At 66.6% G+C, this 13,171-nt stretch carries 11 protein-coding genes and 1 pseudogene; 6 read left to right on the top strand and 6 right to left on the bottom strand.

Annotation, left to right across the window (positions count from 1 at the left end):
• Positions 1–437: 437 nt before the first annotated feature.
• Both ABE423_RS18965 and ABE423_RS18970 read left to right on the top strand, forming a co-directional pair.
• Positions 438–1,478 (top strand): GGDEF domain-containing protein, encoded by a 1,041-nt coding sequence (locus tag ABE423_RS18965; protein WP_253145767.1) that lies wholly within the window; start codon positions 438–440, stop codon positions 1,476–1,478.
• Positions 1,479–1,494: 16 nt separating this feature from the next.
• Positions 1,495–3,999 (top strand): putative peptide modification system cyclase, encoded by a 2,505-nt coding sequence (locus ABE423_RS18970; protein ID WP_346487161.1) that lies wholly within the window; start codon positions 1,495–1,497, stop codon positions 3,997–3,999.
• A gap of 16 nt (positions 4,000–4,015) precedes the next feature.
• Here the strand turns inward: ABE423_RS18970 and ABE423_RS18975 are convergent, their stop codons facing one another.
• The gene (locus tag ABE423_RS18975; RefSeq protein WP_012509741.1) at positions 4,016–4,306 is read right to left on the bottom strand and encodes an NHLP-related RiPP peptide; all 291 of its coding nucleotides are present in this window, start codon (positions 4,304–4,306) and stop codon (positions 4,016–4,018) included.
• Between the two features lie 164 nt (positions 4,307–4,470).
• Between ABE423_RS18975 and ABE423_RS18980 the strand changes: the two genes are divergently transcribed.
• Complete coding sequence (locus ABE423_RS18980) at positions 4,471–5,649, top strand: putative peptide maturation dehydrogenase (protein ID WP_125895447.1); 1,179 nt, start codon at positions 4,471–4,473, stop codon at positions 5,647–5,649.
• A 48-nt stretch (positions 5,650–5,697) separates the two neighbouring features.
• On the opposite strand, the gene ABE423_RS18985 is transcribed toward ABE423_RS18980, so the two are convergent.
• On the bottom strand, positions 5,698–6,039 hold the full coding sequence (locus ABE423_RS18985; protein ID WP_346487163.1) for an NHLP-related RiPP peptide: 342 nt from the start codon (positions 6,037–6,039) through the stop codon (positions 5,698–5,700).
• 32 nt (positions 6,040–6,071) lie between these two features.
• A complete protein-coding gene (locus ABE423_RS18990; RefSeq protein WP_080355175.1) occupies positions 6,072–6,386 on the bottom strand; it encodes an NHLP-related RiPP peptide in 315 nt (104 codons plus the stop codon).
• 253 nt (positions 6,387–6,639) lie between these two features.
• Here ABE423_RS18990 and ABE423_RS18995 point away from each other — a divergent pair.
• Positions 6,640–6,765 (top strand): annotated as a pseudogene (locus tag ABE423_RS18995) (putative peptide maturation dehydrogenase); the annotation flags it as partial.
• A 21-nt stretch (positions 6,766–6,786) separates the two neighbouring features.
• Here ABE423_RS18995 and ABE423_RS19000 read toward each other — a convergent pair.
• Genes ABE423_RS19000 through ABE423_RS19010 form a run of 3 tightly spaced genes read right to left on the bottom strand, consistent with a single transcriptional unit; the run spans position 6,787 to position 11,580 of the window.
• Positions 6,787–8,769 (bottom strand): acetyl/propionyl/methylcrotonyl-CoA carboxylase subunit alpha, encoded by a 1,983-nt coding sequence (locus ABE423_RS19000; protein WP_346487166.1) that lies wholly within the window; start codon positions 8,767–8,769, stop codon positions 6,787–6,789.
• Positions 8,770–8,795: 26 nt separating this feature from the next.
• Positions 8,796–10,406: a carboxyl transferase domain-containing protein gene (locus ABE423_RS19005; RefSeq protein ID WP_049400582.1), complete on the bottom strand. Its 1,611-nt coding sequence runs from the start codon at positions 10,404–10,406 to the stop codon at positions 8,796–8,798.
• 10 nt (positions 10,407–10,416) lie between these two features.
• Entirely contained in the window at positions 10,417–11,580 is a 1,164-nt protein-coding gene (locus ABE423_RS19010) for an isovaleryl-CoA dehydrogenase (RefSeq protein ID WP_014035590.1), read from the bottom strand.
• Positions 11,581–11,741: 161 nt separating this feature from the next.
• On the opposite strand from ABE423_RS19010, the gene ABE423_RS19015 reads away from it, so the two are divergent.
• Together ABE423_RS19015 and ABE423_RS19020 are read left to right on the top strand one after the other, a co-directional pair.
• Positions 11,742–12,350, top strand: coding sequence for a TetR/AcrR family transcriptional regulator (locus ABE423_RS19015; protein WP_005407661.1), 609 nt, complete (start codon positions 11,742–11,744; stop codon positions 12,348–12,350).
• Positions 12,351–12,555: 205 nt separating this feature from the next.
• Complete coding sequence (locus ABE423_RS19020) at positions 12,556–13,074, top strand: c-type cytochrome (protein WP_005407662.1); 519 nt, start codon at positions 12,556–12,558, stop codon at positions 13,072–13,074.
• The last annotated feature ends 97 nt before the right edge of the window (positions 13,075–13,171 follow it).

The following is a 13,171-nucleotide window of genomic DNA, read 5'->3' on the forward strand; positions in this document are numbered from 1 at the left end:
GCGACGGGGGGGGGTGTTGGGGTCGGGCCGGCCGCGGGCCGGCAACCTCGTGATCCTTGGGGCACCACGGGCAAGCCGGCCCGCGGCCGGCGCTACCGAAGCTTCGGAATCCGATCAGGGTGGCCAGGGAAGGGCCAGACAACGCCGGCCGGTCGGGGGACCTGCCGGCGTTGTTGTATCGATGCAAGGGAGCAGCGCGCAGCCAGCGTCAATCAGGCGCACCCCCGCGTGCCGGCAACTTGGCCGAAAGCCTGTGAAATCCAGCATCGGATTGATCCAGCAGGGGTTTTGCCCGGACACCCGTGACCAGAACGGGCCACCACCGATCTTCACATCAATCAAGATCGGCAGACGGGTCAAAATGAGATAGGGCGCACACTTTAAAGCGGTGCTATGCTCCGCGGCTCACCAGGGGACGCTGGCGGCGGGTGCAGGGAATGACCGGCAGGGGTGCGGCCGAGAACAGTGATGTGACGTCAGGTATCGCCCGGGTGGCGATGGCCGAGATCGTGCACGCGCTGCTTTCCGCTGCCGAGGTTGCATTGTTCGCCAGATTTGCCCGTCCATGCAAGCTTCATGCCGGACAGTGGTTGTTCCAGCGTGGCCATCGCGGCGAACGGATGTATGTGATCCTCCAAGGCCAGATCGAACTGGACTTCGGAGAGGACCTGGTGATCAAGACGCTCGGCCAGCATGAGTTCTTCGGTGAGCTTGGCCTGCTGGTCGGCGATCACCTGCGCAGCGCCAGTGCACGCGCGCTGGCCGACTGTGAAGTACTGGAGCTGGGCCCGGCCGACTTCCATCGCCTGGTGGAATCCGATCCCGGCCTGGTCGCCTACTTCCTGCGCCGTACGATCATGCGCGTGCTGACCAACGAGCAGGCGCTGATCAGCCAGCTGCGCCGGCGCAACCACGATCTGGAAACCGCGCTGGACAACCTGTACATCACCACCCACCAGTTGACCCACACCCGTGAACTGGTACGTACCGATGAACTGACCGGGCTGCACAACCGTCGTGGCCTCACCCTGTACCTGCAGGAATGCCGCGCCGATGGCGAAGGGTTGCCGCAGGCACTGCTGCTGATCGACTGCGACCGCTTCAAGCAGATCAATGATCGCCACGGCCACCAGGCCGGCGACCGTGTACTGCAGAGCATGGGCAACATCCTGCGCTCGATGGCCGGTGAGCAGGACCTGGCCTGCCGCCTCGGCGGCGATGAGTTCTGCCTGATCCTGCGCCGTGGCAACCATGAGATCGTGCAGCACGCGGCCGAGTTCATCCTCAGCGCGGTGCATGGCCTGCTCGAACGCAGTCATGGCACGCCGCACGTCAGCCTGGTCAGCATCGGTGCCAGCCTGCTGGCGCCGGAGGCGGGCTGGAGCGAGTGGTACGCCAACGCGGATCGCGCGCTGTACCAGGCCAAGCGCGATGGTGGCAACTGCCTGCGCTGGGTGGATGCAGCGGACATACCTTGATCGGGAGAGACCGGCGATGAATGGCGACAACGGAACGTCGACGCCGCACAACCAGCAACTACGTGCGCTGCTGTTCACCGATTTGTGTGATTCGCTGCTGCTAGTCGAACGCATCGGCGATGTTGCTGCCGCCGAGCTGTTCCAGGAACACGACCGCTTGGTGCTGGCGCTGCAGCAGCGCTGGCACGGCCAGCTGATCGACCGCTCCGACGGATTGTTCATGCTGTTCGAGCGCCCGATTGATGCGCTCGGATTCGCCCTGGATTACCAGCGTGGCCTGCAGCCGCTGGGGCAGGCGCGTGATCTCCGACTGCAGGCGCGGGCCGGGTTGCACGTGGGTGAGGTCATCCTGTGGAACAACAGCTCGGAATCGATCGCGCTTGGAGCCAAGGCTGTGGAGGTGGAGGGCCTGGCCAAGCCGATGGCCGCGCGCCTGATGCAGTTGGCTCCCCCCGGACAACTGCTGATGTCGGCGGCTGCTGAATCGGTGGTGCGCCGTGCAGCGACGGAGCTGGGTGAACTGGGCGGTCGCCTGCAGTGGAGGTCATTCGGTCGCTGGCGCTTTCGCGGTGTGGCGCAAGCGATGGAAGTGCTGGGCGTGGCGGTGGCGGGGAAGGGCATGCTTTCCCGGCCGCGTGCCAGCGACAAGGCACGCCCTGATGTTCCGGTCTGGCGGCGTCCGCTGGCGATGGCCGCGCAGGCGGCCCTGATTGTCTCTGTCGGGCTGGGCCTGTGGCTGCTGGCCCGGCCACAGCCGGCGATTGCCTTCGCCGAACGCGACTGGGTGGTGATGGCCGATGCGCGCAACCTGACCGATAACCCGGTCCTGGACGACGCCCTGAACCAGGCGTTGCGCATCGGGCTTGAGCAGTCGCGTTACGTAAACGTGATCAGCGACATGAAGGCGCGCGACACCATGGCGCGCATGTTGATGCCAGAAAACACCGAGATCGATCGTGCCGCCGCTGTCCAGATCGCAATGCGCGATGGCGCGCGCGCGGTACTCGATCCCTCGATCCGTGAGGTACACGGCCAGCTGCGTGTGGCCGTCGATGTCGTCAATCCTGCCACTGGCGAGACCGTCTACTCGGTTTATTCCGATGGCAAAGGCCTGCCTTCCGCGCTGACCTCCAGTGACCAAGTGGTGGTGCAATTGCGATCGCGGTTGGGCGAAGCGATGGCGCAGATCGGCAAGACATCGGCACCGTTGCCGCAGGTGGCAACAGCCAACCTCGACGCACTGCATGCCTACGCACGCGGACAGCTTGCCTATGGCCGCGGACAGACCGAGTCATCGTTGAAATTTTTCCAGATCGCAACGCGCATTGATCCTGACTTCGCCATGGCCTATGTCGGGCAGATGCGATCGATGTTCAGCCAGGGCCAACTGGAGGACGCGCGCGGTTTGCTGACCAAGGTCAGGACGCTGCGTCATCGGCTGAGCACGCGTGAGGGCCTGTATCTGGATGCATGGCAGGTGGAGCTGGAGTCCGGTTCTGAATCCGCCGCTGGCGAGGCCTGGAAGGTACTGGCCGATCTGTATCCGGATCATCACGGGGCCAGCGTCAACCATGGTCTGGCCGAGTTCGTGCTGGGCCACTACGAAAAGGCGGAGCAGGCCGTTGCCCATGCCAACGTGGAGCAGAACCCGTTGCGCAGCGTGACGCTGGAGCTGCTCGGGCGCATCCAGTTGGCACGGGGAAAGGTCGATGAGGCGGTAGCAACGCTGCATCGTGCCATGCAGCTCGCCGAAGGTCGCCCGAACCGGCAGCTGGTTGCGGCGCTGGCCGTGTCCGGGCGAAATGCAGAGGCCAGTGCAGTGCTGGCGCGGTTGCCGGAGAACGGGCCGGGACGGTGGCTGGAAGGGACTTCACTGGCCATTGATGAGGGGCGATTCGAGGAGGCGTTGGCAGCCTCGGTCGCGTCCGCAGGCCGGTGCAATGGCGGTCCCTTCGTATGTGATCTGCTGGGCACGGTCAATTTGGCTGTTCACGCCGCGGCGGCTCGATGCGTAGCGCCACGCGACTTCGCAACGCAGGCCAGCGCGCTGCTGCGGAATGCGGCACGCCCCGAAAACGGTGAACGCGGACAGTATCTGTACTTCGCTGCGGCCAGCTTGTATGCGGCACAGCGCTTGGGCCTGCAATCCTCGATCGGCCGGCAGGTGGCCGAGCTTGACGTATTGGCGGCCGACGCCGTCGACCCACGTGCGCGCCAGTTGGCGGCGGTGGTCAAGGCCAATGCGTTGCATCTGTCCGGTGACAGCGCGCAGGCAATCAAGATGCTGCAGGCGATGGTTGATGGCAGCGAGCTGTTCCAGGTCCACAGCGTGCTGGCAGCGGCCTACGCCGCACAGGGCGCGATACAGGAGCAGCAGTCGCAGCTGGACTGGATGCGTCGGCACCGCGGGCGCGCCTATACCGAATTCGCAGGCTCGTCCGTGTTGCAGGCATTGAATGTAGGCGACAGCCAGCGTGGGCCATCACGCCCGGGATGCGCCCTCTCACCGGACGCATCCTGAGCGATCAGCACCAAGGTCAGGGCGTCGGTGCCTGCGAACCGTCGATGAAGCAATGCGGATGGCTGAACACCGCGCGCTCGGTCAGCTGCTGCACCAGATTGTCGCGTGCAGCGGCCAGATCTTCATTGGAGGCCAGGTCGGCGGACAGCATGCAGCCCTGCGCGGCGGCACCCGCCTCGACACTGATCTGCTGCAGGGCTGTTGCCGGGTCCTGCTTGAATGCTGTGCGGAAGTCTGCGTCGGTGGTGAGCAGATCAAGCAGCGTGGTGGCGTCAGCGAGGGACAGTGGGGATTTGCGGTTGGTCATGAGCGTGGGATCCAAGGAGACAGGGAAGGTCGAACAAGTGGCGCGTGCCTTTGACCGTAGTCATAGCGGCGCGGATCGATGGGTCTTGAACGCGGTACTGGGCCATACTTACCCAGCTCCACCGGCAGCACATTGCCGGAATCCCATTTGCCACAGGAACGTCGATGACCTCTTCGCGGTACCGCCGATGCCACGCGCTGGCTGTTGTTCCCGATGAACAACCATCGTTCTCCCTGAACAGCCTGCTGGCTGGTGGAACCGGTGTGGAGTTCGTGCAGCAGTTGCAGGTGCGTGCTGCCCATCTCGATCAGCCTGTGACGCTCGATGCCGACGCTTGTGCGTTGCTGTTGCAGACCAGCGCCGAGCGCTGGCAGGTCTTGCCGGATGACCTGCAGAACCGCGCCCGAGTGGCATCGCTGCTGGAGGCGGGGTTGCTCATCGCCGAGAAGGGCGCGCCCGAGGCGGCGCGACAGGCTGACCAGCGTGTTCGCGACGGACACTGGTGGGCCTTGTCAGCCATCCATCATCGCCATTCCCGCTGGGCGGGCGTAGACAGTGCCGGCGATATGGAGAAGCACCGGATGGTGACCGCACAGGACCTGGTGCAGCAGCTCGGCAAGCCACCGGCCGAAGCCCCGGTGCGGCAGCCGGGTGCCATCGCTCTGCCGGTCGCGGCACCCGATGCCGTGGCACAGCTGTTGGCTGCACGTACCACCTGCCGCAACTACGCCGAGGACAAGCCTCTATCGCTGGAGATGCTGGCGGGCATGATGCAGCACGTGCTGATGGCGCAGGCACAGGTAGAAACCGAACCCGGCGTGCGCTTCCTGAAGAAGAACGTACCGTCCGCGGGTAGCCTGCATCCGCTGGAAGCGTACGTGATTGCGCGCAAGGTCGATGGCCTGCAGCCTGGGTTGTATCACTACCATGCTGTGGCTCACGAGCTGGCACGGCAACAGGCACAGCCCGCCCAGCTGGACGATTTCTGCCTGCGCCTGTTGTCGGGCCAGCACTGGTTCGCTTCGGCCCACGCCATGGTGGTGCTGGTCTGCCGTTTCGGTCGCAACTTCTGGAAGTACCGCAACCACGCCAAGGCCTATCGCGCCGTTAGCCTGGATGTCGGCCATGTGTCGCAGGCACTGTATACAGCGGCCACGGCCAATGGCTTGGGCGGCTTCGTCACCGCGGCGATCAATGAGACGGAGATCGAGTCGCTGCTGGGGTTCGACCCGATGGTCGACGGCGCAATGGCGGTGTGCGGATTCGGTTGGCGTGCGCAGAGCATGACCACGGCGGAGCTGGACCCTGCGGGGCATGTCTGGAAGCGCGAGGCCCGCGATTGAACAGGCCCGGCAGGGCGCTGGAGCATCCAGCGCCCCTTGTCGGGCGTGTTACTGGATGACGCGGTGGACGTGACCGGCTTCGAAGGTGAAGACCACGGTCATGGATGCGCGGTGGCTGGAGAGATAGTTCACCAGGGCATCGCGGGCCTGGCTCAGCTCTTCCTTGCTGGCCAGCTTGCCGGTGCTCAGGCAGGGCGGCACCTGCGCCATCGAGTCGAATGCCAGGCCGATCTGCCGGCAGGCCTGCAGCGGGTTCCTGCTGAACTGCGCACGGAACACATCATCGCTGCACAGGCGGTCGAGCAGGGCAATGGCGGTTTGCGGCTCAAAGCGCGGCGACTCGGTGGTGGTGTGTTCGCTGGAGAACGGGGCACGAGTGAACGGCAGCATCGGATTTACCTCTGAAGTGGATTGAGGGGCGTTCAAGCGGCCTGCGGTACGGCGGAGTGGTGCACGCTTCCCTGCAGATGCCCGGATTCGAACATGAAGGGGACATTGAATGCGGCGCGCTGGGCTAGGAGCGCGGCGATCTGCTGGCGCACCTGTTGGAACTCTTCCTTGCTGGCCAGGACGTTGTGGATGGCGCAGGGGCTTGTGCCGGACTGTGCCTGCAGCCCATGCCGCGCCATCGCAGCGCCGGCATCGGCTGTGAACTCTGCGCGGAAGGCGTCGTCAGAACACAGCAGGTCGAGCAGCCGACCGGCATTGACAGTGGTCATCGGGGACTTTGCGGACATCGGAAACACTCCATGTGGGTCAATGTCCGCCGATTAAACCACGTGTGACTACCGCGAGCGTGCCGCAGCGCAGCGTCAAGCAAGGCGCGCCGAGCCGGTACAGGCCAGTGGTCCTGCTGGGCATGGCACCGTGGTTCCAGAAACGTTGGAAGAGCGCACCGGAGAGGCCAGCTTGACGTTCCTGCGACACAGTTTCAGGGCGGTGTCCAGGTCGGAGGCGTCGTCGGCGACCTGGCCCATCGAGCACGAATTTGGCCTAGATCCGCGTTCCGACGGCGTCCTCGCCGTATGCGGTTTTGGCTGGCGCGCCCCGACCATAACCACGACCGAACTGGACCCGGCAGGTGTGATCTGGAATCCCGAGGACCGCGCGGTCTGAACCCGCGCGGCCCCCGCCACATCACGCCGCTTCGAAGTCCACCAGCACCGCACCGTCACCCACCTGGTCGCCGGCCTTGGCGCGGTAACCCTTCACCGTGCCGTCTGCCGGTGCCTGCAGGGTGTGCTCCATCTTCATCGCTTCCAGCACCACCAGCGGCGTGCCGCGCTTGACCTCGGTACCGGCCGCGACCAGTGTCGCGACGATCCTGCCCGGCATCGGCGCCAGCAGGCTGCCGGCATCGGCCACGGCGTGGTCCGATTCGCCCACCGGATCGTGCAGGGTGAAGCGGTGCTGGCCATCGGCGCCGAACAGATACAGCTGGTCGCCTTCGCGCAGTAGCTGCAACGACCAGCGGCGCTCGCCCAGCAGCACGGTCAGATGCTGCGCATCGGCCGTGCCAAGCACCTGCACCGGCGCGGCGTCATCGCACTGCACGCGCCAGCCATCGGTCTGCGTCCACACCTTCAGCGTGTGCTTGCGTTCGCCCTGCTGCAGCGGCAGCACGCGCGGTGCCGATGCGCCAAGGCGCCAGCCGTCCTGGGCCTGCCACGGCGAATGCGGATCGCGCGCGTCGGTGCTGGCGCCGCCCGTGCTTGCAACCGCAGCCACGGCGGCCAGCAGCCACAGGGCATCATCCGTGTCGCCCACTGCACTCAATGCCGCCTGCTCGCGCTCGATAAGCGCGGTGTCCAGCTTGGCCTGCGCGAACGAATCGGTGTTGACCAGGCGACGCAGGAAACCGGCATTGGTGGTCACGCCCACCACCTGGCAGTCGGCCAGCGCCTGGCTCATGCGGCGCAGTGCGGCCTCGCGGTCCACGTCCCAGACGATCAGCTTGGCGATCATCGGGTCGTAGTACGGGGTGATGCTGTCGCCTTCCTCCACGCCGGTATCCACGCGCACATGGGCCGACGGGGTCGGCAGGCGCAGGCGGCGCAGGGTGCCGGTGGAGGGCAGGAAGCCCCGGTCGGCATCTTCGGCATACAGGCGCGCTTCGATGGCGTGGCCGTGGATCGCCAGCTGTTCCTGGCGCAGCGGCAGCGGCTGGCCCGAGGCCACGCGCAGCTGCCACTCCACCAGGTCGGTGCCGGTGATGTACTCGGTCACCGGGTGCTCGACCTGCAGGCGGGTGTTCATTTCCATGAAGTAGAAATCGCCGTCCGGGCCGGCGATGAACTCCACCGTGCCGGCACCGACGTAGCCCACCGCGCGCGCGGCATCGACTGCCGCCTTGCCCATTGCAGCACGACGTTCTGCGCTCATGCCCGGCGCCGGCGCCTCTTCCAGCACCTTCTGGTGGCGGCGCTGCACCGAGCAGTCGCGCTCGAACAGATAGACCGCCTCACCGTGGCTGTCGCCGAACACCTGGATCTCGATATGGCGTGGGCGCTCGACGTACTTCTCGACCAGCACATGGTCGTTGCCGAACGCCGAGGCCGCCTCGCGCTGGCAGCTGGCCAGCGCATCGACGAAGTCCTCGCTGCGTTCGACCTTGCGCATGCCCTTGCCACCGCCACCGGCGCTGGCCTTGATCAGCACCGGGTAGCCGATGCCATCGGCCTGCGCGCGCAGGAAGTCCGGCGCCTGCTGGTCGCCGTGGTAGCCCGGCGTCAGCGGTACACCGGCCTTGGCCATCAGCGCCTTGGCCGCGCTCTTGTCGCCCATCGCGCGGATGGCGCTGGCCGGCGGCCCGATGAAGGTGATGCTGGCGGCGGCGCAGGCATCGGCGAAGTCGGCGTTCTCGGACAGGAAGCCGTAGCCGGGGTGGATCGCCTGCGCGCCGGTCAGGCGTGCGGCGTCGAGCAGGGCATCGCTGCGCAGGTAGCTCTCACGTGCGGCGGCAGGACCAATGTGGATGGCTTCGTCGGCCAGCCGCACGTGGCGTGCGTTGCGGTCGGCATCGGAATACACCGCCACGGTGGCGATGCCGAGGCGGCGGCAGGTGGCGATGACGCGGCAGGCGATCTCGCCGCGGTTGGCGATCAGGACTTTGGTGAACATGGCAACAGGCTCGGTCATGGCACGGGTTACATGCGGAACACGCCGAAGCGCGTCTGCTGCGGGGCGGCGTTGAGGCTGGCCGACAGCGCCAGGGCGAGCACGCGGCGGGTGTCGGCCGGATCGATCACGCCGTCATCCCACAGGCGCGCGCTGGCGTAGTACGGATGGCCCTGCTGCTCGAACTGGTCGCGGATAGGTGCCTTGAATGCATCTTCCTCCACTGCCGGCCACTGGCCGCCCTTGGCTTCGATGCCATCGCGCTTGACCGTGGCCAGCACGCTGGCGGCCTGTTCGCCGCCCATCACGCCGATGCGCGCGTTCGGCCACATCCACAGGAAGTTCGGCGAGTATGCGCGGCCGCACATGCCGTAGTTGCCGGCACCGAACGAACCACCGATGACCACGGTGAACTTGGGCACCTTGGCGCAGGCCACGGCCATCACCAGCTTGGCGCCGTCCTTGGCGATGCCGCCCTGTTCGTACTTGCGGCCGACCATGAAGCCGGTAATGTTCTGCAGGAACACCAGCGGGATGTTGCGCTGGGTGCACAGCTCGATGAAGTGCGCGCCCTTCAGTGCCGACTCGGAGAACAGGATGCCGTTGTTGGCGATGATGCCGATCGGGTAGCCGTTCAGATGCGCAAAGCCGGTCACCAGCGTTGCGCCGTAGCGCGGCTTGAATTCATCGAAACGCGAACCATCGACCAGGCGCGCGATCACTTCGCGCACGTCGTAGGGCTTGCGCGTATCGGCCGGGATCACCCCGTACAGTTCGTGTGCCGGCAGCAGTGGTTCCTCGTTGGCCTGCACCGCCATCGCCGGTTCCGGCTTGCGCCAGTTCAACTGCGCGATGATCGCGCGCACCCGCGCCAGTGCCTGCAGGTCGTTGTCGGCCATGTGGTCGGCCACGCCGGAAATGCGCGTGTGCACATCGGCACCGCCGAGTTCCTCGGCCGTCACCACTTCACCGGTGGCCGCCTTCACCAGCGGTGGGCCGCCGAGGAAGATCGTGCCCTGCTCGCGCACGATCACCGTCTCATCGCTCATCGCCGGCACATAGGCGCCGCCGGCGGTGCAGCTACCCATCACGCAGGCAATCTGCGGGATGCCCTGCGCGGACAGGTTGGCCTGGTTGTAGAAGATGCGGCCGAAATGATCGCGGTCGGGGAACACCTCGTCCTGCAGCGGCAGGAAGGCGCCACCTGAATCGACCAGGTAGATGCAGGGCAGGTGGTTCTGCTCGGCGATCTCCTGCGCGCGCAGGTGCTTCTTCACCGTCATCGGGTAGTAGGTGCCGCCCTTCACCGTGGCGTCGTTGGCCACGATCACGCATTCCACGCCGCTGACGCGGCCGATGCCGGCCACCACGCCCGCGGCGGGCACGGCGTCTTCGTACATGCCGTGCGCGGCCAGCGGCGCGATTTCCAGGAAGGCGCTGCCGGGATCGAGCAGGGCGTCGATGCGGTCGCGCACCAGCAGCTTGCCGCGTGCGGTGTGCTTGGCGCGCGCGGCTTCGCTGCCGCCCAGCGCGGTGCGGGCGAGGGTGGCATGCAGGTCGTCGACCACGGCCTGCATGGCGGCGCGGTTGCTTTCAAACGTTTCGCTGCCCGGTTGCAGCTGGCTGTTCAGGACGGTCATCGCGTTGGCCTTACAGGGTGCGCTGGAACAGTTCGCGGCCGATCAGCATGCGGCGGATCTCCGAGGTGCCGGCGCCGATTTCATACAGCTTGGCGTCGCGCCACAAACGGCCGGTCGGGTACTCGTTGATGTAGCCGTTGCCACCGAGGATCTGGATCGCCTGGCCGGTCAGCCAGGTGGCCTTCTCGGCGGCGTACAGAATGGCACCGGCGGCATCCTGGCGGGTGGTGCGGCCCTGGTCGCAGGCGCGCGCGACGGCATAGACGTAGGCGCGGCACGCGCCCAGGCCCACGTACATGTCGGCGATCTTGGCCTGGATCAGCTGGAAGCTGCCGATCGGTTCGCCGAACTGGTGGCGCTCGTGCACATAGGGCATGACCACGTCCATGGCCGCGGCCATCAGGCCCAGCGGGCCACCGGACAGCACCACGCGCTCGTAATCCAGGCCGGACATCAACACGCGCACGCCACCACCGACCTGGCCCAGCACGTTTTCTTCGGGAATCTCGCAGTCCTGGAACACCAGCTCGCAGGTGGGCGAGGAGCGCATGCCCAGCTTGTCCAGCTTCTGCGCGGTGGAGAAGCCCTTCATGCCCTTCTCGACCAGGAACGCGGTGATGCCCTTGGCACCCGCTTCCATGTCGGTCTTGGCATAGACCACCAGCACGTCGGCGTCCGGGCCGTTGGTGATCCACATCTTGTTGCCGTTGAGCACGTAGCGGTCACCGCGCTTGTCGGCGCGCAGCTTCATCGACACCACGTCCGAACCGGCACCCGGCTCGCTCATCGCCAGCGCGCCGACCAGGCTGCCGTTGCACAGGCCGGGCAGGAAGCGCTGCTTCTGTTCTTCGTTGCCGTTCTTGCGTAGCTGGTTCACGCACAGGTTGGAGTGCGCGCCATAGGACAGGCCGATGCCGCCGGAGGCACGCGAGATTTCTTCCATCGCCACCACATGGGCCAGGTAACCCATGCCGGTGCCGCCGTATGCTTCTTCCACGGTGAGGCCGAGCAGGCCCTGTTCGCCCAGCTTCGGCCACAGGGCCAGCGGGAACTGGTTGCTGGCATCGGCCTCGGCGGCCAGCGGTGCGACCTCGGCGGCGGCAAAATGGGCCACGCTCTGGCGCAGCAGGTCGATGTCTTCGCCAAGGTCGAAGTTCAGGGATGGCACGTGCATTGTGGTGGCTCCACGGCGGGATGGCAGGAAATGGACGCACCCGGCGGGGGAGCGGGCGGCGGTCTGCAGGACCGCTGCCCGCACGGGCGATTGGACCCCAGCGTAGCGGGGTTCGGGTAAGAAGTGAATACAAATTCAAAAATTGAAACTAGAATCAAAACATGGCCTACAAACGCTCTGCACTGATGGAAGAACGCCTGGCCGGGGCCCGTGAACGGATCCTGCTGGCCACCCGTGAGCTGGTCGCCACCGGCGGCTGGCGCAATGCCCCGGTGACCGCCGTGGCGACCCAGGCGGGGGTGTCCACCGGCCTGATCTACCGCCACTTCCCGTCCAAGGCCGAGCTGTTCGTGGAGGTGCTCAACGCCGCGGTGGCCCACGAGGTCGCGATCATGGAGCGCATCGCCAGCGGCCCGGAGGTGGCCAGCGAGCGCCTGCGGTTGGCGATCACCGCCTTCGTCCGCCGCGCCCTGGCCGGGCCGGGGCTGGCGCATGCCTTCATCGTCGAACCGGTCGACCCGGACGTGGAAGCCGAGCGCATGCGTGGTCGTCGCGCCTTCGGCGACGTGTTCCTGCGGCTGGTGGAGGAGGGCGTGGCCGCCGGTGAGCTGCCGGCACAGGACGCGCATGTGGCTGCCGCCTGCCTGGTCGGCGCCTTCACCGAGGCGATGGTCGGCCCCACCGCGCCCAGCCGCGAAGCACACCGCGACGAAGACGCACTGGTGGATGCGATCTGCAGCTTCTGCCTGCGCGCGATCGGCGCCCGGTAATCCGGTAGAGCCGGCCGCTGGCCGGCTTCTGCACGATCCATCCGGCGGGCTGGCGATGCCGGGCAGCGGCCGGCACTACCGGGTCCGAATGTTGCGCCGCACCAGCAGTGACGCCTGTTGTCGCACGCAAAGCGCGTTCTATACTCGGTCCATCACGCAGTCGCTCAGCCGTGGTCCAACGACTATCAGCCAGGGGTAACGAAGAGTGCGGAATTACGATCTGGAGTTCCTGAAACGCTTCTCCATGGTGATCGCGCTGCTGGCGACCATCACCCTCGGCCTCATCCTCCTTGCCGCTTACATCCACACCCGGATTCCGCCCGAGGTGTCGCCGACCGCGGCCAAGCGCACCGAACAGCGCATCTCGCCCACCGGCGCGGTCTATGCCGGCAGCACCGGCGCCGCCGCGCAGGCTGCGGCCAAGGCCGCCGCGCTGGCCAAGGCCGCCTCGCAGGTGGCCTACGGCGGCACCAAGGACGGCAAGGTCATCTTCGACAACCTGTGCACCGCCTGCCACACCACCGGCGTGGGCATGGCGCCGACGCTGGACCATTCGCACTGGGACAAGCGCATCGCACAGGGCAAGGACACTCTCTACAAGCACGCCATCGAGGGCTATACCGGTCCGGATGGCGGCATCATGCCGCCCAAGGGCGGCAACCCGGCGCTGACCGAGGAACAGATCCACGCCACCGTGGACTGGATGCTGGGCAACCTGAAGTAACCGGTAGTGTCGGGGGGGCGGGGGCGCCCCCCCCCGACGGGGAGGGAGAATGGGGTGAGGGCCGCGGCCGGCCCGCCCCCCCCCGGGGCCAGCCCCC

Origin of the sequence: Stenotrophomonas sp. TWI1409, from assembly GCF_039673015.1 — a bacterium.
Lineage (GTDB): Bacteria > Pseudomonadota > Gammaproteobacteria > Xanthomonadales > Xanthomonadaceae > Stenotrophomonas > Stenotrophomonas maltophilia_A.

Bases quoted from the DNA above. Each gene is read 5' to 3' on its own strand.
- ABE423_RS18965 (WP_253145767.1), top strand. From the start codon at position 438: ATGACCGGCAGGGGTGCGGCCGAGAACAGTGATGTGACGTCAGGTATC.
- ABE423_RS18980 (WP_125895447.1), top strand. From the start codon at position 4,471: ATGACCTCTTCGCGGTACCGCCGATGCCACGCGCTGGCTGTTGTTCCC.
- ABE423_RS19015 (WP_005407661.1), top strand. From the start codon at position 11,742: ATGGCCTACAAACGCTCTGCACTGATGGAAGAACGCCTGGCCGGGGCC.
- ABE423_RS19010 (WP_014035590.1), bottom strand. From the start codon at position 11,580: ATGCACGTGCCATCCCTGAACTTCGACCTTGGCGAAGACATCGACCTG.
- ABE423_RS18990 (WP_080355175.1), bottom strand. From the start codon at position 6,386: ATGTCCGCAAAGTCCCCGATGACCACTGTCAATGCCGGTCGGCTGCTC.
- ABE423_RS18975 (WP_012509741.1), bottom strand. From the start codon at position 4,306: ATGACCAACCGCAAATCCCCACTGTCCCTCGCTGACGCCACCACGCTG.
- ABE423_RS19000 (WP_346487166.1), bottom strand. From the start codon at position 8,769: ATGTTCACCAAAGTCCTGATCGCCAACCGCGGCGAGATCGCCTGCCGC.
- ABE423_RS18970 (WP_346487161.1), top strand. From the start codon at position 1,495: ATGAATGGCGACAACGGAACGTCGACGCCGCACAACCAGCAACTACGT.
- ABE423_RS19005 (WP_049400582.1), bottom strand. From the start codon at position 10,406: ATGACCGTCCTGAACAGCCAGCTGCAACCGGGCAGCGAAACGTTTGAA.
- ABE423_RS18985 (WP_346487163.1), bottom strand. From the start codon at position 6,039: ATGCTGCCGTTCACTCGTGCCCCGTTCTCCAGCGAACACACCACCACC.